This is a genomic window from Rhodoplanes sp. Z2-YC6860, from assembly GCF_001579845.1.
Lineage (GTDB): Bacteria > Pseudomonadota > Alphaproteobacteria > Rhizobiales > Xanthobacteraceae > Z2-YC6860.
Window position 1 is genome coordinate 1,037,074 of sequence record NZ_CP007440.1, and the last position, 21,929, is coordinate 1,059,002.

A 21,929-nucleotide genomic window follows, 5' to 3' on the forward strand; every position below is an offset into this window, starting at 1 on the left:
GGAACTGGATTCCGGGTTCGCCACTTCGTGGCGCCCCGGAATGACCGCGGAGTTTATTTCACATACTCATCCGTGAAGAGCCCGTCGTAGCTCTTGAGCTTGGCGTCTGCCTTCATCATGCCGGCCTCGACGTTGAAGTCGTCGGCATTCTCCAGCGCCTGTTTCGTGACCACAGGGACCTTCGGCGTCGATTTGAGAATCTCGTCATAAGCCGCGGCGATCAGCTTCGGCTCGAGATTGGGAAACTTCCTGCCGAGCAGTGCCACGACCTCGGCCGGATGGCTGTGCATGTAGGCGATCGCCTCCGTCACCACGCGGCCCATGGCGACACAGATTGGTTTGCGCTTCTCGCAGGTTTCGGGCTTCGCCAGGATCACGTTGTAGGCGAAGTTGATCGCGTTCGACGGGTCGCCATCGGGACCGCTTGCGATCACCACCGAAGCGCCGTCGACCACGGGCTTGAGCGGCCAGGGCGGGCTGTTCGACATGCCGTCGATCTGCTTGCTCTGGAACGCCGCCCACATGGCGTTGCCTTCCAGCGCGGTGACGCGCAGGCCGTCGGGCCCGATGCCGGCGCGTGACGCAATTGCAAGCAGGTAGGCATGCGGATTGGCGTTGATCGCGCCGACACCGAAACTCTTGCCGCGCAGCACCGCGGCGCGCTTTTCCAGCGGCGCCTTGGCGTCGAAGCCCGCGGCTTCGGCAACCTCCTTGCGCATGGTGATCATCACGATGTTGCGCTCGGCGGTGTTGGCGATGGCGAGAAGGCGCTGGCCGCGCGCCGCGGCCCGCGTCAAGGTCGAGCCGCCGGCTTGCACGAAATCGGCGCTGCCTGCGATCATCGCGTTGGTGGCGCCGACGCCCTGGATCTGCACGATCTTCACCTGCAGGCCGTATTTGGCCCAGAGCCCGAGCTCCTCGGCGACGAGATTGGGCGTCGACGTGAAGGTGAAATTCGGCATCGCGATGACGATGTTGTCGAGCGCCGCGGCGGGCCGTGTCGAAACGGGTAGTGCGAGCAGCATGGCGAGGGCAGGGAAAAAGCGCATGGCGCGCTCCGTCATTTGACGAACTCGTCGGTGAACAGGCCGTCGTAGGATTTCAATTTCTCGTCGGGCTTGAGCAGGCCGGCATCGACGTTGAAGATTTCCGAATTCTCGATCGAGGCCTTGAGCACCACCGGCGGCGACGGCGTGACCTTGCGCAGTTCGTCGAATGAGGCCTTCAGCAGCGGCTCGTCAAGCGTTGGAAAACGCTTCTTCAGGACCGCGAAGGCTTCGTCGGGCTTGTCCTTGATGAAGGCCGTAGCGTCCTTGATCGACTGGCCGACCGCTTGGCAAAGCGCCTTCTTCTGCACGCAGGTGTCCTGCCGGGCGACGATCAGGTTGTGGCCGAACGGGATCATGTCGCCCGGTTCGCCGTCGGGGCCGCTTGCGATCAGCAGCGCTTCGCCGTCCTGCACCGCCTTGAGCGGCCAGGGCAGCGACATCGCATAGCCATCGATCTGCTTGCTCTGGAACGCGGCGAGCATGCTGTTCGGCGCCATCGGCGCGATGCGGACCTCGTCCGGCTTGAAGCCAGCGCGCGCGGCGATCAGCCGCAGATAGGCATGGATCATCGAATTGATGGAATCTACCGCGATGGTGCGGCCCTTCAGCAGCGCGGCGCGCTTTTCCAGCGGCGCCTTGGCGTCGAAGCCGCCGGCCTGCGCGATCTCCTTGCGCAGCACCACCTGGGCGAACGGCCGGTCGATCGTGGTGGCGATCGCAATCAGCTTCTGGCCGCGTGCGCTGGCACGGCCGAACGAGCTCGCCGAAGCCTGGGCAAACTGTGCGCTGCCGGATATCACCGAATTGATTGCGGCGATGCCCGAAAGCTGCACGGTTTTCACCTTGATGCCGTGCTTCTGCCAGAGGTCGAGGTCGGTTGCGATATAGCCGGCGGCGAACGTCAGGCTGAAGGCCGGATCGGCCAGGACGATCTCTTCGTTGGATTGCGCCTTGAGCGGAGCCGACCCGCCGACTGCGGCGATGGCCGCAACAGCGGCGATAAAAAGCATCGGAACGCGCATTCGAGGTTCCTCCCGGCACGGAGACCTGAACGATTATGGAGAGCGTGCCGCAGCCGATCAATGCGACGACGGGCGTGCGCGGCGGCAATTGTGTCCGGCCGCGGTGCGGGGCAATATCCCGCCCAACAACGAAGCGCAAAGTGGGGCGCCAAAAAGTGGGAATTGAGGGAGGATTGGAATGAAGAAATGGATCGCCGCGGTCGCGGTATTGGTCGTTGCCGGCGCGAGCGCCGCGCAGGCCGCCGAGAAGCTCAAGGTCGCCATCCCGCAAAAGGGCTTCTGGGACAGCTCCTGGGTCGAGTTCGGTGAGGCTGCAGGCTTCTTCAAAGAGGCCGGCCTCGAAATCGAGGTGTTCTACACCGAGGGCGGCGCCCAAACGATCGCGACGGTTGCGTCCGGCAGCGTCGATATCGCGATGTCGAACGGCATCCTCGGCGCCATCGGCGCGTATGCCAAAGGCGGCGACGCCACGCCTTATCGCATCATCTCGGCGGAGATGACCGGCGCCCACGAGCTGTTCTGGTGGGTCAAGGCCGACAGCCCGATCAAGACGCTGAAGGACGCGGGCGAGGGCAAGACCGTGGCGTTCTCTTCACCGGGCTCGTCATCGAACCTGATCCTGCTGACGCTGTTGAAGCAGGCTGGTTCCAAAGCCAAGCCGACGCCGGTCGGCGGTGCGCCTGCGTCGTACACGCAGACCATGACCGGTCAGATCGATGTCGGCTGGTCGGTGGTGCCGTTCGCGCTGCAGGACGTCAATGACGGCAAGGCCCGCATCGTGGCGAAAGCGCGCGAGGCGACCGAGCTTCTCAACCAGACCATCCGGGCCAATCTCGCCAACGTCAATTCGCTGAAGACCAAGCGCGAGGCCATCACCAAGTTCATGCAGGTGATCCAGAAGTCGATCGACTGGGGCTACAGCAACCCTCAGGCGATCGAGATCTTCGCCCGCAACATGAAGGTGAGCAACGCGATCGCCAAGCAGGCGGTGGACGAGTTCTATCCCAAGTCGGCGATGCAGATTGGCGAGATCAAAGATCTCGACCGCTCGCTGAAGGATGCGCTGGATTACAAATTCCTGACAGCGCCGAAGACCGCGAAGGACATCGCCGGCCTCATCGACATCGTTTACAAGCCGTCGAAGTGAGTGCAGCGCAACCGGCTGACTCGAAACGACAATCCGGATCGTCACGGTGCGGTTTTCCTGCCGCACTGTGACATATCCACAGCACCTCCACAGCAATCCGGGCCTTCGAACGCTATTTCGATTGGGCCGCTACCCGATGGTTGCTAGGTTTCAAACGGGGACGGCGTGTTCCGGCCGTAGTTTGTCCGTAGCATCAGGTAGTTGAGCAGTCGGTATGCGTCCGTCAGTGTCGCAGCGTTCGTCTTTGTTGCGTCCTGTTCGGCGTATCGCCGCAACCGGAGCGATCATTGCTTTGGCGTTGCCGCTCGTCGGCTGCCTCTCCAACGAAATCATCCCCGCCGCCATCGATCCGCCGAACGCCTATCGCGCGGCCTCAGGCAAGCCCGACGCGGCCTTGCCGTCGGTGGTATGGTGGCGCGGCTTCCGCTCCAAGGAACTGACCGATCTGGTCGAGGAATCGCTCACGTCGAACTTCGACGTCGCCGCGGCGGTCGCGCGCATCGTGCAGGCGGATGCGACATCGCGCATCGCTGGCGCAGCACTCCTGCCGGCGCTGGATTTCAATGGCTCCGCCCAGCGCGCGGGATCGTCACAAACGACCGGCAACAGCGGCAACTTCGGCCGTGGCGCGCAGTCGACCTATGGCATCTCGCTCAGCGCCAGTTACGAGATCGACTTCTGGGGCAAGAACCGCGCGACGCTGCGTGCTGCCGAGGAACTCGCGGTCGCGAGCCGTTTCGATCGCGAGGTGGTGTCGCTGACCACGGTCACGACCGTCGCCAACACCTATTTCCTGGTGCTGCAGGCGAAGGACCGCCTCGACATCGCGCGCAAAAACATCGAAGCCGCCGATCGCGTCTACAAGCTCATTCTGCAGCGCTTCGACGTCGGCACGGCTTCCGCGCTCGACGTCGCTCAGCAGAAAAGCCTCGTGGATCAGCAGCGCGCCACCGTGCCGCCGCTGGAGCAGAGCTTGCGGCAGAACATCGCGACGCTCGCGGTGCTGATTGGCCGGCCGCCGGAATCGGTCCGCATCCGGGTAACCAGCATGAGCGTGCTGGCCATCCCGCCGGTGACGCCGGGCCTGCCGTCGGACCTGATCGGCCAGCGGCCGGACATCCGCGAGGCCGAGGCGAATTTGGCTTCGGCCAACGCCAACGTGCACAACGCGCGCGCGCAGTTCTTCCCCAGCATCACGCTGACCGCCGAAGGCGGCTATCAGACTGCTGTCCTGAAGAATCTGGTGCGGCCAGAGTCGACCTTCTTCAATCTGGCCGGGGGCCTGCTTCAGCCTGTGCTGGAGGGCGGCCGCATCCAGGGCAATTTCGACTTGCAAAAAGGCAAGCAGGACGAGTTGCTGCAGGTCTACCGCAAGTCGATCGTCAACGGGTTTGCGGACGTAGAACGAGCGCTGGTCGGGGTGCAGCAGGCCAAGCGGCTCGTGGAGCTTGACCAAGCCGTGGTCGAGAGCTCCCGGAAGGCGTTTGAATTGGCCGAAACGCGGCTGCGCGAAGGCACCGTCGACCTGGTCACCGTGCTCCAGACGCAAACCACGCTGTTTCAGGCCCAGGATGCTCTGGTGGTGGCTCAGTTCAATCGTTTGACGGCGGTTGTCACGCTGTTTCAGGCACTTGGCGGGGGGTGGCAGAAGCCCAAGCCCGACACGTCCAAGGTCGGTGAGGCGCCGCCGCGGATCGAGGAGGTCACCTTCCCGGGGGTGCAGCCGCCGCGTCCGGTCGGCCAGGGAAGGCATTAAGCCCGTATTTTCTCAGTCCGGGCAATTAATCCTGCCTCTTAAATGTCCGTAAGGTGCTGTGAAAGCATAGCCAGCCTGATTATTTTGGGTAACGGCGATTCTTGGCTGGCTGGAGAATGTCGAACAGACTGCGATCGATTGCGACGGCCGTGGCGGCCCTGATCCTCATCGGCGGCGCCGCAGCCTATTGGTGGCAGCCGGCTCGGCCGCAACAACAGCAGCAACGTTTCGGCCGCAATTTTCGCGGCGATGATGGGCCGGTTCCCGTCATCGCGGCGCAGAGCCGCCGTGCCGACGTGCCGGTCTATCTCGACGGCGTCGGCACCGTGAGGGCGCTCAACACCGTGACGGTGCGGTCGCAGGTCGACGGCAAGCTGCTCAGCGTCAACTACACCGAGGGCCAGGACGTCGAGGCCGGCTTCGTGCTCGCCAAGATCGATCCGGTCACCTACCAGGCCGCCTACGATCAGGCGGTGGCGAAGAAGGCCCAGGACGAAGCAACGCTGGGCAATGCGCGGCTCGATCTCGCGCGCTACGCCAAGCTGTCGGCGAGCAACGCGGTCGCGCAGCAGCAATACGACCTGCAGAAGGCGACGGTGGCGCAGCTCGAGGCGCAGGTGCGGCTCGATCAGGCGGCGATCGACAACGCCAAGGCGATTCTCGACTACACTGCGATCGTTGCACCGATCGCCGGCCGCACCGGTATCCGTCAGGTTGACCAGGGCAATATCGTCCACGCCTCCGACTCGACCGGCATCGTGGTGATCACGCAGCTTCAGCCGATTTCGCTGCTGTTCACGTTGCCGCAACAGATGCTCGGCGACGTCAACCGTGCGATGGGCCAGAGGCCATTGTCGGTGGACGCCTTCGGCCCCGACAACAAGACCGTGGTCGAAAGCGGCGTGCTCAAGGTGGTCGACAACCAGGTCGACCAGACCACCGGCACGATCAAGCTCAAGGCCGAGTTTCCCAACGCCAACCTGCAGCTTTGGCCGGGCGGTTTCGTCAACGTCCGCCTGCTGATCAACACGCTGAAGGATGTGGTGGTGGTGCCGACCGCGGCCGTGCAGCGCGGACCGCGCGGCGCTTTCGTCTATGTGGTCCAGCCCGAAAACAAGGTTTCGGTCCGGCAGGTGTCCGTCGGCCAGCAGGACGAAAACCAGGCTGTGCTCGATAAGGGCGTCGAGGCCGGCGAGCGCGTCGTCACCACCGGTTTCGCGCGCCTGACCAATGGCGCCGACGTGGCGGTGACCAACGCCGAACAAATGCCCGCGCCCGGTACGGAAGCAAGTCCGCCGCAAAGTGAACGGCGCCGCGGGCGCGGTCAGCGCCGTGAGCAGCGGTCTGAGGCGGAGGCCACTCCATCGACCAACGCCCAACAGAGCCCTGCGCCGGACGGGGAAGCTGGCCAGCCGCAGGCTGAACGGCGCCGCGGCAACGGCCAGCGCCGCGAACAACGATCGGAAGCGGAAGCCACGCCTCCGAGCCAGCAGCGATGAGCGTCTCGACGCCTTTCATCCAGCGGCCGATTGCGACCTCCCTGCTTGCCTTCGCCGTGATGCTCGGCGGCTGGCTCGGCTATTGGTCGTTGCCGGTGTCGTCGTTGCCGCAAGTCGATTTCCCGACCATTCAGGTTTCGACGCAGCTTCCCGGCGCAAGCCCCGACACCATGATCTCGCTGGTCACCGCGCCGCTCGAGCGGCAGTTCGGCCAGATTCCGGCGCTGTCGTTGATGACCTCGTCGAGCTCGTTCGGCATCAGTCAGATCACGCTGCAATTCGACCTGGGCCGTGACATCGACGGCGCAGCGCAAGACGTTCAGGCCGCGATCAACGCCGCCGCGTCGGTGCTTCCGCGAACGCTGCCGTATCCGCCGACCTACGCCAAGGTCAATCCGGCGAGCGCGCCGGTGATGACGCTCGCGCTGACGTCCGACACCTCGACGCTTCGCGAGATGAGCGACATCGCCGACTCCATCATGTCGAGCCGGCTGTCTGAGGTGGCCGGTGTCGGCCGCGTCTCGATCCAGGGCGGTATCCGGCCCGCGATCCGGATCCAGGCCGATCTGTCGCGGCTTGCCGCCTACGGCATCGGACTGGAAGATGTCCGCCAGGCCATCGTCGGCGCCAATGTGTCGGGTCCCAAAGGCTCGCTCAACGGCGTGCACCAGTCCTATACGATTGCTGCGAACGACCAGCTGATCGGCACCGATGCCTACAAGCAGCTGGTGGTGGCCTATCGCAGCGGTGCGCCGATACTCCTGACCGACGTGGCGTCGGTGATCAGCGGGCTGGAGAACGACAAGGTCGGCGCCTGGTATCAGGGCCACCCGGCCGTGGTGATCGACATCCAGCGCCAGCCCGGCGCCAACGTCATCGACACCGTCGAACGGATCAAGCGCGAGCTGCCGCGCCTGCAACGGGCCATGCCGGCCGGCGTGACGCTCACCACGGTGAGCGACCGCACCGATGTGATCCGCGCCTCGATCCATGACGTGCAGTTCACGCTGGTCCTGAGCGTCGGCCTCGTCGTGTTGGTGGTGCTGCTGTTTCTGCGCACCGTGCGCGCCACCATCATCGCCGGCGCGGCGCTGCCGCTGTCGCTGATCGCGACCTTCGGCGTGATGTGGTTCGCCGGCTTTTCGCTCGACAACCTGTCGCTGATGGCGCTGACCATCGGCACCGGCTTCGTGGTCGACGACGCCATCGTCATGATCGAGAACATCGTCCGCCACATGGAAAACGGCGAGACGCCGACCCAGGCGGCGTTGCGCGGCGCGAGCGAGATCGGCTTCACGGTGATCTCGCTGACGCTGTCGCTGATCGCGGTGTTCATTCCCCTTCTGTTTATGACAGGTCTGGTCGGCCGCATGTTCCGCGAATTCGCCCTGACCTTGACCATCGCGGTGGTGGTCTCGGCGATCATCTCACTGACGCTGACGCCGATGATGTGCAGCCGCATCCTGCGGCATCAGACAGCCCACCGAGCGAACGCGATCGGCGACTTCTTCAACCGCGCGGTCGACCGCACCGTGGAAGCCTATCACCGCAGTCTTCTGTGGGTGCTGCGCCATCAGGCGGCGACGCTGCTGGTCACGCTGCTGACGCTGGTCGCGACCGTCTGGCTTTATCTGATCATCCCGAAGGGCTTCCTGCCGTCGCAGGACACCGGCCTGATCACCGCCGTATCGGAGGCCGGCACCGAGGTGTCGTTCGAGCAGATGCAGCGGCTGCAACAGCAGGTCGAGGACGAGATCAAGAAGGACCACGACGTCGACGGCGTGGTGTCGATCCTCGGTGTCAGCCGGATGAATCCGACGCCCAATGCCGGGCGGCTTGCCATCACGCTCCGGCCGCGTGACGAGCGCGTCGCATCGGTCGACGACATCGTCGCGCGTTTGAAGCAGGCGGTGGCGCCGATCCCCGGCATCATGGTCTTCTTCCAGCCGGTTCAGGACATCCAGATCAGCACGCGGTCGAGCCGCGCGCTGTATCAGTACACGCTCGTCAGCAGCGATGCCGCCGAGGTCGCCGACTGGGCCGACAAGCTCGCCACCAGGATGCGCCGCGACCGGCGGCTTCTGGACGTCGCCTCGGAGGCGCAGGAGGGCGGGCTTCGCGTGCATGTCGAGGTCGACCGCGAGATGGCGGGCCGCCTCGGCGTGTCGATGCAGTCCGTCCAGGACACGCTGAGCGACGCCTTCGGCCAGCGCCAGGTCTCGACGATCTACACCCAATCCAACCAGTATCGCGTGATCCTGGAAGCCGAGCCGCGCTATCAGCGCGATCCAAGCGCGCTGTCGAAGGTTTACGTCACGGGCTCGAGCACCAACACCGGCACGGTGGCGACCGTCGGCAACACGGCTTCGGGCTCGATCAACACCAACACGTCGGCGACGCCCAACACCGTCACCGGCTCCAACCAGGTGCCGATCTCGACCTTTTCGCAGTTCGAGCACACGTCGGCGCCGCTCGCGATCGCGCACCAGGAGCAGTTCCCGTCGGTCACCATCAGCTTCAACCTGCCCTGGGGCTCGGCGCTGAGCGACGCGGTCGCCGCGATCAACGACGCCAAGCGCGACATCAACATGCCGGGCTCGGTGCTCGGCACCTATTCGGGCGATTCCGCCGAGTTCGACCGCTCGCTCGCCGGCCAGCCCTGGCTCATTCTCGCGGCCGCCATCACGATCTACATCGTGCTGGGCGTGCTGTACGAAAGCTTCATCCATCCGCTCACCATTCTTTCGACGCTGCCGTCGGCCGGCGTCGGCGCGCTGCTGGCGCTGATGCTGTTCGGCTATGATCTCTCGGTGATCGCGCTGATCGGCATCGTGCTGCTGATGGGCATCGTCAAGAAGAACGCCATCATGATGATCGACTTTGCGCTCGATGCCGAGCGCGAGCAGGGGATGTCGCCGCGCGAGTCCATCATCCAGGCTTCGCTGCTGCGGTTCCGGCCGATCATGATGACCACGCTCGCGGCGCTGTTCGGCGCCATTCCGCTGGCGATCGAAAGCGGCACCGGCGCGGAATTGCGCAATCCGCTCGGCATTACAATCGTCGGCGGTCTGCTGCTCAGCCAGTTGCTGACCCTTTATACGACGCCGGTGATCTACCTGCTGATGGAGCGGCTGAAGCAGCGCTTCAGTCCCGCCGCTGCGCCGGCGCATCCCGTGGCGCCACAGGCGCCTGCGGAGTAGGCGATGAACGTCTCCGCGCCCTTCATCCGTCGTCCGGTCGGTACCACGCTGCTGGCGATCGGTCTCCTGCTTATGGGCATCGTGGCCTACAACTTTCTGCCGGTTTCGAGCATGCCGACCATCGAATTCCCGACCATCCGGGTTTCGGCCGGCCGGCCGGGTGCCGATCCGGCCGTGATGGCGCAGACCATGGCGGCGCCGCTCGAACGCCGGCTCGGCGAAATCCCCGGCGTGACCGAGATCACGTCCAGGAGTTCGCTCGGCACGAGCAACATCACCATCCAGTTCGATCTCAACCGCAGCATCGACGGTGCGGCGCGCGACGTGCAGGCGGCGTTGAACGCCGCGCTGGCCGACCTTCCCGGCGATCTGCCGACGCTGCCGGCCATGCGCAAGGTCAATCCGTCGGCGGCGCCGGTGATGATCCTGGCGCTGACATCCTCGACGCTGCTGCCGAGCACGCTCTATGACATCGCCGATACGCTGATTGCCCAACGCATCGCGCAGGTCGAAGGCGTCGCCGAGGTGACGGTCAACGGCGCCGAGCAGCCCGCCATGCGCATCCGCGTCGATCCGGTCGCGGTGTCCTCGATGGGCGTCAGCCTGGAAGACGTCCGCGCCGCGATATCCAACGCCAATTCGATGTCTCCGCTCGGCACCTTCGAGGGCGGCGATCTCGCGCGCACGATCGGCACCAACGATCAGCTCCGCGCGGTCCGCGATTACCAGAACATCGTCGTGAAGGCCGCGAACGGCACCGTGGTGCGACTCGGCGGCATCGCCAAGGTCGAGCAGGGGGTGCGCAACAGTCTCTCGGCGGCGTGGTTCAACGCCCAGCCGTCGGTGCTGCTGGTCATCACCAAGCAGGCCGCCGCCAACGTGATCGAAACCGTGGATCGCGTCCGTGAGATGCTGCCGCAGCTGAAGCAGTGGATTCCGGCGGATGTCGAGATCTCCATTCTGTCCGACCGCACCACCACGATCCGGGCGAGTGTCCACGACATGCAGTGGACGCTCGTTGCCACCATCGCACTGGTCATGATGGTGGTGTTCCTGTTCCTGCGTAGGCTCGCCGCGACGGCAGCGGCCGGCGTCACCGTGCCGCTGGCGCTCGCCGGCACCAGCGCCGCGATGTGGGCCGCGGGCTTCTCGATCGACAACATCTCGCTGATGGCGCTCGCCATCTCGGTGGGCTTCGTGGTCGATGACGCGATCGTCGTGATCGAGAACATTTTCCGCAATCTCGAGAAAGGCATGACGCCGTTCAACGCGGCGCTCGAGGGCGCGCGCCAGATCGGCTTCACGGTGATCTCGATCAGCATTTCACTGGTCGCGGCGTTCATGCCGTTGTTGTTCGTGGGGGGGCTGGTCGGCCGCCTGTTTTACGAATTCTCGATGACGCTCACCTTCGCGATCGCGATCTCGACCGTGGTGTCGCTGACGCTGACGCCGATGGTCTGCGCGCATTTCGTCAAGGCGCCGCCGAGCCCTGACGGCACCTGGCTCGATCGGGCGGTCGAGCGCGTGCTGGATCGTTCGGTCAGGCTCTACGATTCGACGCTCAGCGTGGTGCTGCGGCATCGCTTGCTCACGCTGCTGGTGTTCGTCCTGACCATAGCGTTGACCTGCGTGCTGTACGTGAAGACGCCCAAGGGCTTCTTTCCGCAGGACGACACCGGGCTGATCTTCGGCGGCACCCGCGCCGCTCCGGACATCTCGTTCGAGGCCATGAAGGACCTGCAGCAGCGCGCCACCCAGATCGTGCTCTCCGATCCGGCGGTGGCCTATGTGGGCTCCTCGGTCGGCGCCTCGACCTTCAACGCCACGGTCAACAACGGCCAGCTGTTCATCTCGCTCAAACCGCCCGGCGAGCGCGGCCATGTCTCGTCACAGCAGGTGATCGACCGGCTGCGGCCGAAGCTGCTCGACGTCGGCGGCATGCGGGTTTTCATGTTCCCGGCGCAGGATATTCGCGCCGGCGGCCGGCAGTCGAGCTCGGCCTATCAGTTCACGCTTTGGGATCCCGATTTCGATGAGCTGGTCCGGCTGGTGCCGCAGGTCGTCGCGAAAGTGCAGAGCCTGCCGGAACTGGTCGACGTCACCACCGATCGCGAGCAGAACGGTCTGCAGACCAATGTGGTGATCGATCGTCTCGCGGCGTCCCGTCTCGGCGTGCGCATTCAGGACATCGACAACGCGCTCAACAATGCCTTCTCGCAGCGGCAGATCTCAACGATCTATTCGGACCGCAATCAGTATCGCGTCATTCTTGAAGTCGATCCGCTGTTCTCGCGCGATCCTTCGGACCTCAGCCAGGTCTATGTCGACAGCTCCGGCAGCTCCCAGGTGCCGCTGTCCGCCGTGGCGCGGTTTGAAAAGACGCTGGCGCCGCTCGTCATCAATCACCAGGGCCAATTCCCGGCCGTCACCATCACCTACAATCTCGCGCCGAACGTCACCATGGAGGCGGGATCGGCGGCGATCGAAAGGGCGGTGGCCGAGCTGCATCTGCCCGATACGTTGCGGACCGAGTTCGCCGGCGACGCCAAGGCCTACAAGCAGGCGGGTGGCATGATGCTGCTGGTGTGCGCCGCCGCGCTGCTGACGATCTATATCGTCCTCGGCGTGCTCTATGAGAGCCTCGCCCATCCGCTGACCATCATCTCGACATTGCCCTCGGCGGGCCTCGGCGCGCTGCTCGCGCTGCAGCTCTTCCACGCCGAGCTGACCGTGATCGCCTTCATCGGCATCATTCTCCTGATCGGCCTCGTCAAGAAGAACGGCATCATGATGGTGGACTTCGCGCTCGCCGCGGAGCGGCAGGAAGGACTTTCGCCCGCGCAGGCGATCCACGAAGCATGCCTGGCGCGCTTCCGGCCGATCATGATGACGACGATGGCCGCGATGCTTGGCGCGCTGCCGCTGATCATCGCGAGCGGACCGGGCTCGGAGCTGCGCCGGCCGCTTGGCATGACCATCGTCGGCGGTCTGATCGTGTCGCAGATCCTGACGCTGTACACGACGCCGGTGATCTACCTGTTATTGGATCGGCTGCATCACAGGCTCGGCGGCAGAGGGCCGGTGCAGATGCTGGACGAGCTGCGCGGGCAGACGCCCGCGACGACTTCGTAAGTCGGTCGCGATCGCTCTACGCGATTTTAATCCGGAGCGTTTTTCCGTTTCTTGGAAGTACGCTCGTGCAACACGGACGCTGTCACCCCCGCGCTTGACGCGGGGGTCCATGCAGTGGCGCAACGAAGAGCACTCTTACGGTCGCCGCTGCCGCACGCGCTCATGGATCGCCGGGTCAAGCCCGGCGATGACACCGCCGTTGTGGCGCGCGGCGCAGGGTAACCGGAAACGTCTCTGCAGCGTCAGTGCGTCCCCGCCTGGCCCGGCTTGTACGTCGAATAGATCGGCTCCGGCTGCGTGAAGAAGCTCAGCAGGATGTGATACGCGATCATGTAGTTTTTCTGCTGGAACGAGGCATGCGCGATGCCCGGCATCACGGCGAAGGTCTTGTCCGGGTTCGGCAGCTTCTCGAAGAACTTCAGCAGATCGTCGAAGCTCGCGATGCCGTCGTATTCGCCGCGCATGATGATGGTCGGCACGAAAATCTTGGTCGGATCGACCACCGGCAGGTGATTGCACATGTCAATGTAGGTGCCGTTCGGGATCGAGTCGTCGAGCTCGAGAATGTGCGTGGCGAAAGCCTCGATCACGTTGTCGTCGGCGGTGCCCGGGTGGTCGCGCTCGAAGATCGAGCGGACGAACTTGCGGTCGATCGGCCGGCGCTTGTTCTTGAGCAGCTCGGGGAGCTTCTTCTTGCGCTCGACCAGCGTGGGGCTGCCCTGGCCGGTCCAGACATGGGCGTCGAGCGCGAGCCGCTTCACCCGTTCCGGGTGACGTTGTGCAAACAGCGCGGCGCGCAGCGCGCCGGACGAGATGCCGTAGACCATCAGCGGCCCGCTGTTGCGGGTCTTCATGATGTATTCGCTCGCCGCCGCGCAGTCGTCGGCGCCTTCGGAGATCGTGGCGTCGAGGCCGCGGTCCTTGGTGGAGCGGCCGTAGCCCTCCATGTCGACCGACCAGGTGTCGAAGCCCTGGGACGCGAAATAATCCATGGTGCCCTGCCGGCCCGGCACCTGCAGGTCGAAGGTCGGTTGCGACGCCATCGAGGAGCCGTGCACGAACAGGATGGTGCCCTTCTTCGGCCCGCCCGGCGCGCGCTTTTCCCACATGAAGAGCCTGGCCGGGCCCTTGTTGGTCCAATGCTCCTGGCCCTTGATGGAAAGCTGGCCGCTGGCGTCATTCATGGCTTAACTCCTATGTGTCCTGAAGCCTTCCGGGCGGTTGGGACAGTGTGCTTTAACGTCCGGGAACTGACCGGTAGAAACCTAACGTGAACACCCGGGACCGCCGGATATTCCGGCAAGGGTTATACAAGGAGTGGTCGTGCCGAGCGAACGGAAACTCGATCTTGCGGCGGTGAAGAACCTCGTGGTGGCCGGTTGGACCGGCCGCAACGTCGCGGCGCTGGAGGCGCATATCAAGGAATTGGAAGCGATCGGCGTGAAGCGGCCGAAGACCGTGCCGATCTTCTACCGGACATCGCGCGCGCTGCTGACCACCGACGACTGGATCGAGGTGATGGCCGACAAGTCGAGCGGCGAGGTGGAGTTCGTGCTCTATCAGTTCGACGATGGGCTGTGGCTCGGCCTGGGCTCCGATCACACCGACCGCAAGGCCGAAACCATGGGCGTGACGCTGTCCAAGCAGCTCTGCGCCAAGCCGGTCAGTTCGCAGCTCTGGCGTTACGACGAGGTGAAGCCGCACTGGGACAAGCTCGTGCTGCGCTCCTTCGTGCCGGACGGCGGCAAGCGCAGGCTCTACCAGGAGGGGCCGGTGACCAACATGCGGTCGCCCGAGGAGCTGATCAAGCTCTACACCGGCGGCGACAAGTTGGCCTCCGGCACCGCGATGTTCTGTGGCACCTTCGCGGTGCATGGCGAGATTTCGTATTCCGGCACGTTCGACATGGAGCTGGAAGACCCGGTGCTGAAGCGCAAGATCAGCTACGGCTATCGCATCGTCTCGCTGCCGGACGAGGGGTAGCTCTATCAACTCGGTCATTCCGGGGCACGCCGAATGGCGCGAACCCGGAATCCATACTCCGCAGTGGTTATGGATTCCGGGTTCGCCGTTTCACGGCGCCCCGGAATGACGACAACAATGTTCACGCTTAGGAGTAGAAAATGAAAGTCGTCATTCCCGATCTCGTCTCCAACTCGTACTTCCCGGCGATCGCAGCGGTGGAAATGGGCTTCTTCAAGGAAGAAGGCCTCGATGCGGAGCTCGAACTGATCTACCCGGTGCAGAAATGTTACGAGGCGCTGCGCGACGGCAAGGCCGACTTTGTCGCCGGCTCGTCGCATTCGGCGCCGACTGCGTTTCCCGAGTGGAAGGGCGTCAAGTTCCTGGGCGCGCTGGCACAGAACACCTACTGGTTCCTGATCATGAGCGCCGCCCTGAAGGTGAAGCGCGGTGACATCCAGGCGGTCAAAGGCAAGAGGATCGGCGCCGCCCCGCTGATCGATATCGGCCTGATCGAGCTTCTCAAGGAGTGCGGCATCGATCCGAAGCGCGACAACGTGCAGATCGCGCCGCCGCCGATGCCTTCGAACCCGGCGGGCGTCTCGTTCGGCGTCAACGCGGCGCAGGCCATGGAGGAAGGCAAGATCGACGGCTTCTGGGCCAACGGCATGGGCTCCGAGGTGTCGGTGAAGCGCGGCATCGGCACCATGGTGCTCGATGCGCGTCGCGGCGACGGCCCGCCCGGACTCAAGGGCTACACCTTCGGTGTGCTGGCGACGCGCGCCGATCTGGTTGAGAAGGAGCCCGAGAAGGCCGCGGCCGCGGTGCGCGCGCTGATCAACACCCAGAAGGCGCTGAAGGCCGATCCGAAGCGCGCGACAAAGGTCGGCGAGAAGTGGTTCCCGCCTTTCGAGGCGAGCCTGATCGCGACGCTGATCGAGCGCGATCTGCCGTACTACGATCCGACGATTTCGAAGGGCACGTTCGACAGCATGTGCAAGTTCGTGCAGACCGTCGGCCTGACCAAGGGTCTCGGCAATTACGAAGACGTGGTGGCGACGCAGTTCGCCAGTCTGTGGAAGGCTTGATGCCAACGCGCTGGCGCACGCTGTCGGCCCACACTCCGCTATCGTCGCCGGGCTTGGCCCGGCGACCTTGATGCCGGTGCGATACCGCTCGGCAAATCGCCGAGTCGCGCTTTGAGGCGCGGCACCGCAAAATCGAGGAAAGCGCGCAGTTTGACCGGCATGAAGCGGTTGGGCGAGTAGACAAAGCTTACGGGCAGCGGTGGCGGCTGAAAATCCTGTAGCAACGGCATCAGCGTTCCGGACTTGACCGACTCCGCAACGTGGTACGAAAACGCCATGGTCACGCCGACACCGAAACGCGCGGCATCGCAGGCCGATTCGAGATTGCTGACGATGAGCCGCGACCGCACCGGCACGGCATAGTCGGTCTCGTCGCGCTTGAACCTCCACAGCGTGGGCGATTGCAGGGGCGCATAGCTGATGCAGTCATGAGCGGAGAGATCATCGGGTGTTTTCGGCGTGCCGCGCATCTTCAGATACTCGGGGCTTGCGCAAACCACCCGCCGAATTTCACCGATACGCACGGCGATCAGGCTGCTGTCGGATAGCGCACCGATGCGAAGCGCAACATCGATGTGCTCTTCCAGCAGATTGCTCGCTCGATCCGACAGGCCCAGTTGAACGTCAACTTCCGAATACGCTGTCAGAAACTCCGCCAATATCGGCTGCAGGTAGAGGCGGCCGAGCGCGACGGGCGCGGAAATGATCAAGTCGCCGCGCGGCTTCGTGTACTCGCCGGAGACGGTACGCTCGGCCTCGGCGACATCGCCAAGGATGCGCTTCGCCGCCGCAATGTAGGAGCGGCCCGCGTCGGTCGGCATCAGCGTGCGGCTGGAGCGATTGAACAGCTTGGCCTGAAGGTGCGCTTCGAGTTCTGAGACGTTCCGGCTGACCGTCGCCAGCGGCATTTTTTGCCGGCGCGCCGCTTCCGACAGGCTGCCGGCCTCGGCCACCGCCAGAACAACCGACATCGCATCCAGACGATCCATGATCATTTCCATTTTTTGGAAGGAAATATCTCAAATATCGCAGATACCCGTCAATTTCGGAAGGGTCTAGATACGTGCTGCAAACAACGGCCGCGGCCGTTTCAAAGCTTCGAACGGACCTCAGGAGACAGAACATGACGTCAATCGAAACCAAGGGCATCGCCCTCATCACCGGCGCATCGTCAGGCATCGGCGCGGCCTATGCCGACCGTCTCGCCAAGCGCGGCTACGACCTGATCCTGGTCGCTCGCAACAGGGAACGCCTCGCTTCGCTGGCGCGTCGGCTCAGCAACGACACTGGCCGCAAGGTCGAGACTGTCCAAGCCGATCTGACCGTTCCGGCCGACCTGTATCGTGTCGAGGATATCTTGCGGACCAACGCCGGCATCACCGCGCTGGTCAACAATGCGGGGCTGGGCGCCGTCGCTCCGCTGGTCGACTCCGACGTCGACAAGATGGAAGACATGATCCGCCTCAACGTCACCGCGCTGACGCGCCTGATCTACGCGGCGGTCCCGGGCTTCGTGGCCCGCCGCAATGGTACGATCATCAACATCTCGTCGGTCGTTGCGATTGAGCCGGAGTTGTTGAACGGCGTGTACGGCGGCTCCAAGGCCTTCGTTCTCGCTTTCAATCAGACGCTCGTCCGAGAACTCGGCGACAAGGGAATCCGCGTGCAGGCGGTGCTACCGGGTGCCACGGCGACTGAATTCTGGGACGCCGCCGGCAAGCCGGTTCACCAGTTGCCGGCGCAGATCGTGATGTCGGTCGACGATCTCGTCGATGCAGCGCTCGCAGGGCTCGACCTCGGCGAGACCGTGACCATCCCCGCGCTGGAGAATAAGGCGGAATGGGAGCGTTACGAAACAGCGCGCCTCGCCATGTCCGGCAAGCTTTCGAACGCAATTCCGGCGCCTCGCTACAACATGCCCAAGCACCAGCGGCTCAGCGCCTGAACTCATCCAACTTGCAACCTGAGTACATCAAAGGAGAAAGACCATGACTGCACTTGCACAACGTGTCGCCAGTCCTACGGACAAGGTGATCTACACGGCGCAGACCCATACCACGGGCGGCCGCCAGGAGGGCGTGGCGCGCAGTTCCGACGGGCAGCTTGACATCAAGATCTCGCCTCCCGGCTCGAAACGGCCCGGCACCAACCCGGAGCAGCTGTTTGCCGCGGGCTGGTCGGCTTGCTTCGAAGGCGCCCTCGGCCTGGTGGCTCAGCGGAAGAAAGTGACGCTCCCGGCCGACCTGGCGATCGACGCCGAAATCGATCTTCATCTCGACAGCGGCGAGTTCTTCCTCGGTGCGCGCCTCAACGTCTCCATCCCAGGCGTCGAGCGGAGCGTCGCACAAGAACTCGTCAACGCGGCCTCGAAGGTATGCCCGTACTCGAAGGCCGTCAGCGGCAACGTCGAAGTCGAGTACAATGTCGTCTGAGACTGTCTCCGGCTGGCGTGCTTCCCGCGCCAGCCGGCCATCCATATCAACACGCGCGCCGGAAACTGATATTGGAGACACATCATGAGCGCCCCCATCGCCACCGAGAACATCGATCGCGGCCGCCGTTGGTTTTTCGGCGCTTCCGTAATGGCCGCTGCGGCCGCCCAACTCGGCTTTCTGAAGCCGGCTGCTGGTCAGTCACCGATCAAGAAGCCGGCCATCGTCAAGCCAGGCACGTACACGTCGCTCGGCCCGCTGAAACAGGTCAACGCCGGTGTTCTCAGCGTCGCCTATGCCGAAGCGGGGCCGGCCGATGGTCCGCCGGTTATCCTGCTGCACGGCTGGCCTTACGACATTCACAGCTTTGCCGATGTGACGCCGATGCTGGCGTCGGCCGGCTATCGCGTGCTCGTTCCGTATCTGCGCGGCTATGGCGCAACACGGTTCCTTTCAAACGACACCTTCCGCAACGGCCAGCCCGCTGCGCTCGCATCCGACGCGATCGCCTTCATGGACGCGCTGAAGATTGATCGGGCGCTGCTCGCTGGCTTCGACTGGGGCGCGCGCTCCGCCGACATCGTCGCAGCGCTTTGGCCGGAGCGCGTCAAGGGATTGGTCGCCGTCAGCGGCTATCTGATCGGCAGCCAGGAGGCCGGCCGGAATCCGCTGCCGCCCAAGGCTGAGTTCGAATGGTGGTACCAGTTCTATTTCGCCACCGAGCGCGGTCGCGCCGGCTACGAGAAGAACCGGAATGAGTTCAACCGGCTGATCTGGAAGATTGCCTCGCCCAAGTGGCAATTCGATGATGCCACCTTCGCCCGCAGCGCGGCGTCGTTCGACAACCCGGATCACGTCGACATCGTCGTCCATAACTATCGCTGGCGGATCGGCGCGGCGCCGGGCGAACCGAGATACGACGACCTCGAAAAACGGCTGGCCCAGTCTCCGTCGATCACGGTGCCCACCATCACGCTGGAGAGCGACGCCAACGGCGCACCGCATCCGGACCCGGCTTCCTATGCCAAGAAATTCGTTGGCCGTTACGAGCACCGTCAGGTCGAGGGCGGTATCGGCCACAATTTGCCTCAGGAGGATCCGAAGGCATTCGTCGACGCGATCATCGATGTCGGCTGATCACATCGTATGCGCCCCCGCGTCAAGCGCGGGGGACACTGAGCAAGGCAAGACGGTGTGCCTCACACGGTGAATGCCGCCGCTCAATCCAGCGAGACGCCTGTCAGCTTCACCGCGTCGCTCCAGAGCGCTCGCTCGGCCGACAGGAATTGCTCGGAGGATTCGGGCGGCACGCGCATCACCTCCATGAACTGCTTCTCGAGGGCTTGCGAGTAGCCTTCGCTCTTGATCACCGTGTCGAATTCGGCGCGGAGCCTCGAAACGACAGGCGCTGGCGTGCTGGCCCGCACCACCGCGCCAAACCACACCGGCGCGTTGAGCGTGGGAAACCCACTTTCGACCAGGGTCGGGACATTCGGGGCGAAGCGGCTCCGCTGGCCGGTGGTCACCGCCAGCGCGCGCAACTGCCCCGACTGCACCAGCGGCAGCGCGGCCGATGTCGCCGTGAACGCCATGCCGATCCGTCCGGCGATCAGGTCGGTCATCAGAGGGGCCGCGCCTTGATACGGCACATGAAGAAGCTGCACGCCGGCTTGATGCGCCAGGATCGCCGTCGTCAGATGGGTGAGGGAGCCTGCGCCGTTCGATCCGTAGGAGATCGCACCGGGCTTCTGTTTGGCCAGCGCAACCAGCTCGGCCATTGAGTTCACGGGGACTGCGGCCGGATTGACCAGCAGCACATTGGCGATCACGCCCAGCATGCCGACAAAGGCAAAGTCGGTGGCCGGATCGTAGTTGAGCTTCTTGTAGAGCGCTTTGTTGATGGCGAGGATCGCCTGGCCTGCGACCAGAAGCGTGTGGCCATCCGCCTCGCTGCGCGCGACGAACTCGCCGGCGAGATTGCCGCCGGCCCCGGTCCGGCTTTCGACGACGAGCGGCTGGCCGAGGGCCGGGCTCACCCGCTCGGCCGCGATCCTGGTCAGGACATCCGTTGGGCCGCCGGCCGCGAATGGAACGATCACGCGCAGATTGCGCGAGGGATAAGATTGCGCCCGCGCCGTGCCGATGAACGGCATCGCAAGCGCTGCGCCGAGCAACGCCCGGCGCGAATGCTGGAATTGTTCTGGCCGTTTCATCGTTGGAGTCCGATCACTCGAATTGAAGGTTCTGACTTCTCGGTTCTGGGTCCCCGCGGAAGCGGGGACCCAGGGCTACACATTCGATTCTAGCTAGTGATGCCAATCATATTCTAGCCGTCCAGAAGGCACCGTCGTGCGGGTTTGGTGCTGTCGCCATGGAGGATGAAGGACATGAGGGCCTTCGCCCGCTGCTGGCCCAACGCCGGTTCAGTATAGCGTCGGAACTTCGCGACAACCTGATCCATTCTCGTGGGATTTGACGCATCGCCCGGGATGTCGTCGATGCTTTCCGTGATGATCGTCCCGTCGAGATCGATCGAGAGCTGGGCGCTGCGCTGAATACGCATCGGGTTGGCTTCGACGGTCACGAGGCTTTCCAACCGCGTGATGGTCGGACTGCCGACGTCTGCGTAGGCTTCAGGGCCGAGGTCGCCTATCACCAGCGCGGCAGCGATCGCGTAGGACAGACTGAATTGCGCTTGGATTGCGGTGCGCGGCGCGCGGTTGCCGCAATACTGCACAGCCTCCGGATAGACATCGAGCTTGATCGCGTTGATTTTCCGGACGGAAAAATTGGGGCGTCTGCGAAGCCGCAGGGCCGCTTCGATGCCATAGTGCGTGTGTCGCACAGCGGCATAGAGCTTGAGATATCCATCGAGGATCGTCCACCGGCCGGCCAGTGTGACAGCCGCCGTGCTGGGCGCCTGCAGCACGCGGCGTCGCGCTTCCTCCAGCGCGCCGTGCGGCATTGCGAAGTCGGCGTTGGCCGCGGCCGCCGCCATGATGCCGAGCAGCACCGCGTGCGCCGGATAGGTGTTGCGCAGCACGGATCCGGCGGTGATCGGCAGATAAAGACTCGCCGGAATCTGGCAGGCCGCCGCTTCGATCGCGGGCCCGATACGAGCGGGGCCGCCCGTCATGCGCGCCACGGCGGCGGCGACGCCCAGCGAATGCCAGCTCCCGTCCACATGCCAGCCGGCCGGAATGCGCCACGCCTCGCCGGCGCGTGCGCCAATCTCGTAGCCGGTCGCTAACGCCAGCAGCAGATCGCTCAGCGTGATCTCATGGCTCGCGGCGAGCGCCAGCAGCGCAGGCACGACCGGCAGGCCCGGACGGCCGTGCGACGGCGCGTGGCCTTCGCAGGCTTCGTCCCAGCATGCAGCGGCAGCGCCGAGCGCCGCCATGCCCGACAGCCCCAGCTTGATGTCGGACCCAGGCCATGTGGTATCGCCCGGAAAGGCGAAACGCAGAGCCTGGCCGAATCGCCGGACTTCCGGATGACCGAGCCCTGCGACCAGACATCCGAAAGTGTCGAGCAGCAGAAGCCGCGCCTTGGTTTCGACGTCGTGAGGGAGCGCCTCGCAACGCGACAACCAGGAAACGGCTTCCGCCAGTGTCGGCCTCACATCGGAGCCATCCATGGGAA

At 64.4% G+C, this 21,929-nt stretch carries 16 protein-coding genes; 10 read left to right on the forward strand and 6 right to left on the reverse strand.

Features of this window, described 5'->3' with window-relative positions; all coding sequences use genetic code 11:
* Positions 1-53 precede the first annotated feature (53 nt).
* Positions 54-1,049, reverse strand: a complete 996-nt coding sequence (locus tag RHPLAN_RS04810) for an ABC transporter substrate-binding protein (RefSeq protein WP_198164719.1) — start codon at positions 1,047-1,049, stop codon at positions 54-56.
* A gap of 11 nt (positions 1,050-1,060) precedes the next feature.
* Positions 1,061-2,071 carry an ABC transporter substrate-binding protein gene (locus tag RHPLAN_RS04815; protein WP_068014313.1) on the reverse strand — a complete coding sequence of 337 codons (1,011 nt, stop codon included), beginning with the start codon at positions 2,069-2,071 and terminating at the stop codon, positions 1,061-1,063.
* 178 nt (positions 2,072-2,249) lie between these two features.
* On the opposite strand from RHPLAN_RS04815, the gene RHPLAN_RS04820 reads away from it, so the two are divergent.
* The 5 genes from RHPLAN_RS04820 (at position 2,250) to RHPLAN_RS04840 (ending at position 12,805) form a co-directional block, all read left to right on the forward strand.
* Positions 2,250-3,218, forward strand: a complete 969-nt coding sequence (locus RHPLAN_RS04820) for an ABC transporter substrate-binding protein (protein ID WP_068014314.1) — start codon at positions 2,250-2,252, stop codon at positions 3,216-3,218.
* Positions 3,219-3,510: 292 nt separating this feature from the next.
* On the forward strand, positions 3,511-4,974 hold the full coding sequence (locus RHPLAN_RS04825; protein WP_237180050.1) for an efflux transporter outer membrane subunit: 1,464 nt from the start codon (positions 3,511-3,513) through the stop codon (positions 4,972-4,974).
* 116 nt (positions 4,975-5,090) lie between these two features.
* Positions 5,091-6,473 carry an efflux RND transporter periplasmic adaptor subunit gene (locus RHPLAN_RS04830; protein ID WP_068014317.1) on the forward strand — a complete coding sequence of 461 codons (1,383 nt, stop codon included), beginning with the start codon at positions 5,091-5,093 and terminating at the stop codon, positions 6,471-6,473.
* The gene (locus tag RHPLAN_RS04835; protein WP_068014318.1) at positions 6,470-9,673 is read left to right on the forward strand and encodes an efflux RND transporter permease subunit; all 3,204 of its coding nucleotides are present in this window, start codon (positions 6,470-6,472) and stop codon (positions 9,671-9,673) included. Before RHPLAN_RS04830 ends, RHPLAN_RS04835 begins: the two co-directional genes overlap by 4 nt.
* Positions 9,674-9,676: 3 nt before the next feature.
* Positions 9,677-12,805, forward strand: coding sequence for an efflux RND transporter permease subunit (locus tag RHPLAN_RS04840; RefSeq protein ID WP_068014319.1), 3,129 nt, complete (start codon positions 9,677-9,679; stop codon positions 12,803-12,805).
* Positions 12,806-13,047: 242 nt separating this feature from the next.
* Here RHPLAN_RS04840 and RHPLAN_RS04845 read toward each other — a convergent pair whose 3' ends face one another.
* A complete protein-coding gene (locus RHPLAN_RS04845) occupies positions 13,048-13,989 on the reverse strand; it encodes an alpha/beta hydrolase (RefSeq protein ID WP_068014320.1) in 942 nt (313 codons plus the stop codon).
* A 139-nt stretch (positions 13,990-14,128) separates the two neighbouring features.
* On the opposite strand from RHPLAN_RS04845, the gene RHPLAN_RS04850 reads away from it, so the two are divergent.
* Both RHPLAN_RS04850 and RHPLAN_RS04855 read left to right on the forward strand, forming a co-directional pair.
* Positions 14,129-14,788, forward strand: coding sequence for a DUF2848 domain-containing protein (locus RHPLAN_RS04850; protein ID WP_237180051.1), 660 nt, complete (start codon positions 14,129-14,131; stop codon positions 14,786-14,788).
* Positions 14,789-14,928: 140 nt separating this feature from the next.
* A complete protein-coding gene (locus RHPLAN_RS04855) occupies positions 14,929-15,855 on the forward strand; it encodes an ABC transporter substrate-binding protein (RefSeq protein WP_068014321.1) in 927 nt (308 codons plus the stop codon).
* 38 nt (positions 15,856-15,893) lie between these two features.
* On the opposite strand, the gene RHPLAN_RS04860 is transcribed toward RHPLAN_RS04855, so the two are convergent.
* Positions 15,894-16,844, reverse strand: a complete 951-nt coding sequence (locus tag RHPLAN_RS04860) for a LysR family transcriptional regulator (RefSeq protein WP_084246428.1) — start codon at positions 16,842-16,844, stop codon at positions 15,894-15,896.
* 134 nt (positions 16,845-16,978) lie between these two features.
* On the opposite strand from RHPLAN_RS04860, the gene RHPLAN_RS04865 reads away from it, so the two are divergent.
* The 3 genes from RHPLAN_RS04865 (at position 16,979) to RHPLAN_RS04875 (ending at position 19,424) form a co-directional block, all read left to right on the forward strand.
* Positions 16,979-17,800, forward strand: a complete 822-nt coding sequence (locus RHPLAN_RS04865; RefSeq protein WP_068014322.1) for an SDR family NAD(P)-dependent oxidoreductase — start codon at positions 16,979-16,981, stop codon at positions 17,798-17,800.
* A 43-nt stretch (positions 17,801-17,843) separates the two neighbouring features.
* Positions 17,844-18,287, forward strand: coding sequence for an organic hydroperoxide resistance protein (locus RHPLAN_RS04870; RefSeq protein WP_068014328.1), 444 nt, complete (start codon positions 17,844-17,846; stop codon positions 18,285-18,287).
* Between the two features lie 84 nt (positions 18,288-18,371).
* A complete protein-coding gene (locus RHPLAN_RS04875; RefSeq protein WP_068014330.1) occupies positions 18,372-19,424 on the forward strand; it encodes an alpha/beta fold hydrolase in 1,053 nt (350 codons plus the stop codon).
* 83 nt (positions 19,425-19,507) lie between these two features.
* On the opposite strand, the gene RHPLAN_RS04880 is transcribed toward RHPLAN_RS04875, so the two are convergent.
* Together RHPLAN_RS04880 and RHPLAN_RS04885 are read right to left on the reverse strand one after the other, a co-directional pair.
* The gene (locus RHPLAN_RS04880; protein WP_068014332.1) at positions 19,508-20,500 is read right to left on the reverse strand and encodes a Bug family tripartite tricarboxylate transporter substrate binding protein; all 993 of its coding nucleotides are present in this window, start codon (positions 20,498-20,500) and stop codon (positions 19,508-19,510) included.
* Between the two features lie 113 nt (positions 20,501-20,613).
* Positions 20,614-21,924, reverse strand: a complete 1,311-nt coding sequence (locus RHPLAN_RS04885; RefSeq protein ID WP_068014334.1) for an MmgE/PrpD family protein — start codon at positions 21,922-21,924, stop codon at positions 20,614-20,616.
* Between the last annotated feature and the right edge of the window lie 5 nt (positions 21,925-21,929).

Bases quoted from the DNA above. Each gene is read 5' to 3' on its own strand.
- RHPLAN_RS04815 (WP_068014313.1), bottom strand. From the start codon at position 2,071: ATGCGCGTTCCGATGCTTTTTATCGCCGCTGTTGCGGCCATCGCCGCA.
- RHPLAN_RS04870 (WP_068014328.1), top strand. From the start codon at position 17,844: ATGACTGCACTTGCACAACGTGTCGCCAGTCCTACGGACAAGGTGATC.
- RHPLAN_RS04820 (WP_068014314.1), top strand. From the start codon at position 2,250: ATGAAGAAATGGATCGCCGCGGTCGCGGTATTGGTCGTTGCCGGCGCG.
- RHPLAN_RS04860 (WP_084246428.1), bottom strand. From the start codon at position 16,844: ATGGATCGTCTGGATGCGATGTCGGTTGTTCTGGCGGTGGCCGAGGCC.
- RHPLAN_RS04830 (WP_068014317.1), top strand. From the start codon at position 5,091: ATGTCGAACAGACTGCGATCGATTGCGACGGCCGTGGCGGCCCTGATC.
- RHPLAN_RS04835 (WP_068014318.1), top strand. From the start codon at position 6,470: ATGAGCGTCTCGACGCCTTTCATCCAGCGGCCGATTGCGACCTCCCTG.
- RHPLAN_RS04880 (WP_068014332.1), bottom strand. From the start codon at position 20,500: ATGAAACGGCCAGAACAATTCCAGCATTCGCGCCGGGCGTTGCTCGGC.
- RHPLAN_RS04885 (WP_068014334.1), bottom strand. From the start codon at position 21,924: ATGGATGGCTCCGATGTGAGGCCGACACTGGCGGAAGCCGTTTCCTGG.
- RHPLAN_RS04875 (WP_068014330.1), top strand. From the start codon at position 18,372: ATGAGCGCCCCCATCGCCACCGAGAACATCGATCGCGGCCGCCGTTGG.
- RHPLAN_RS04840 (WP_068014319.1), top strand. From the start codon at position 9,677: ATGAACGTCTCCGCGCCCTTCATCCGTCGTCCGGTCGGTACCACGCTG.
- RHPLAN_RS04845 (WP_068014320.1), bottom strand. From the start codon at position 13,989: ATGAATGACGCCAGCGGCCAGCTTTCCATCAAGGGCCAGGAGCATTGG.
- RHPLAN_RS04810 (WP_198164719.1), bottom strand. From the start codon at position 1,049: ATGCGCTTTTTCCCTGCCCTCGCCATGCTGCTCGCACTACCCGTTTCG.
- RHPLAN_RS04865 (WP_068014322.1), top strand. From the start codon at position 16,979: ATGACGTCAATCGAAACCAAGGGCATCGCCCTCATCACCGGCGCATCG.
- RHPLAN_RS04855 (WP_068014321.1), top strand. From the start codon at position 14,929: ATGAAAGTCGTCATTCCCGATCTCGTCTCCAACTCGTACTTCCCGGCG.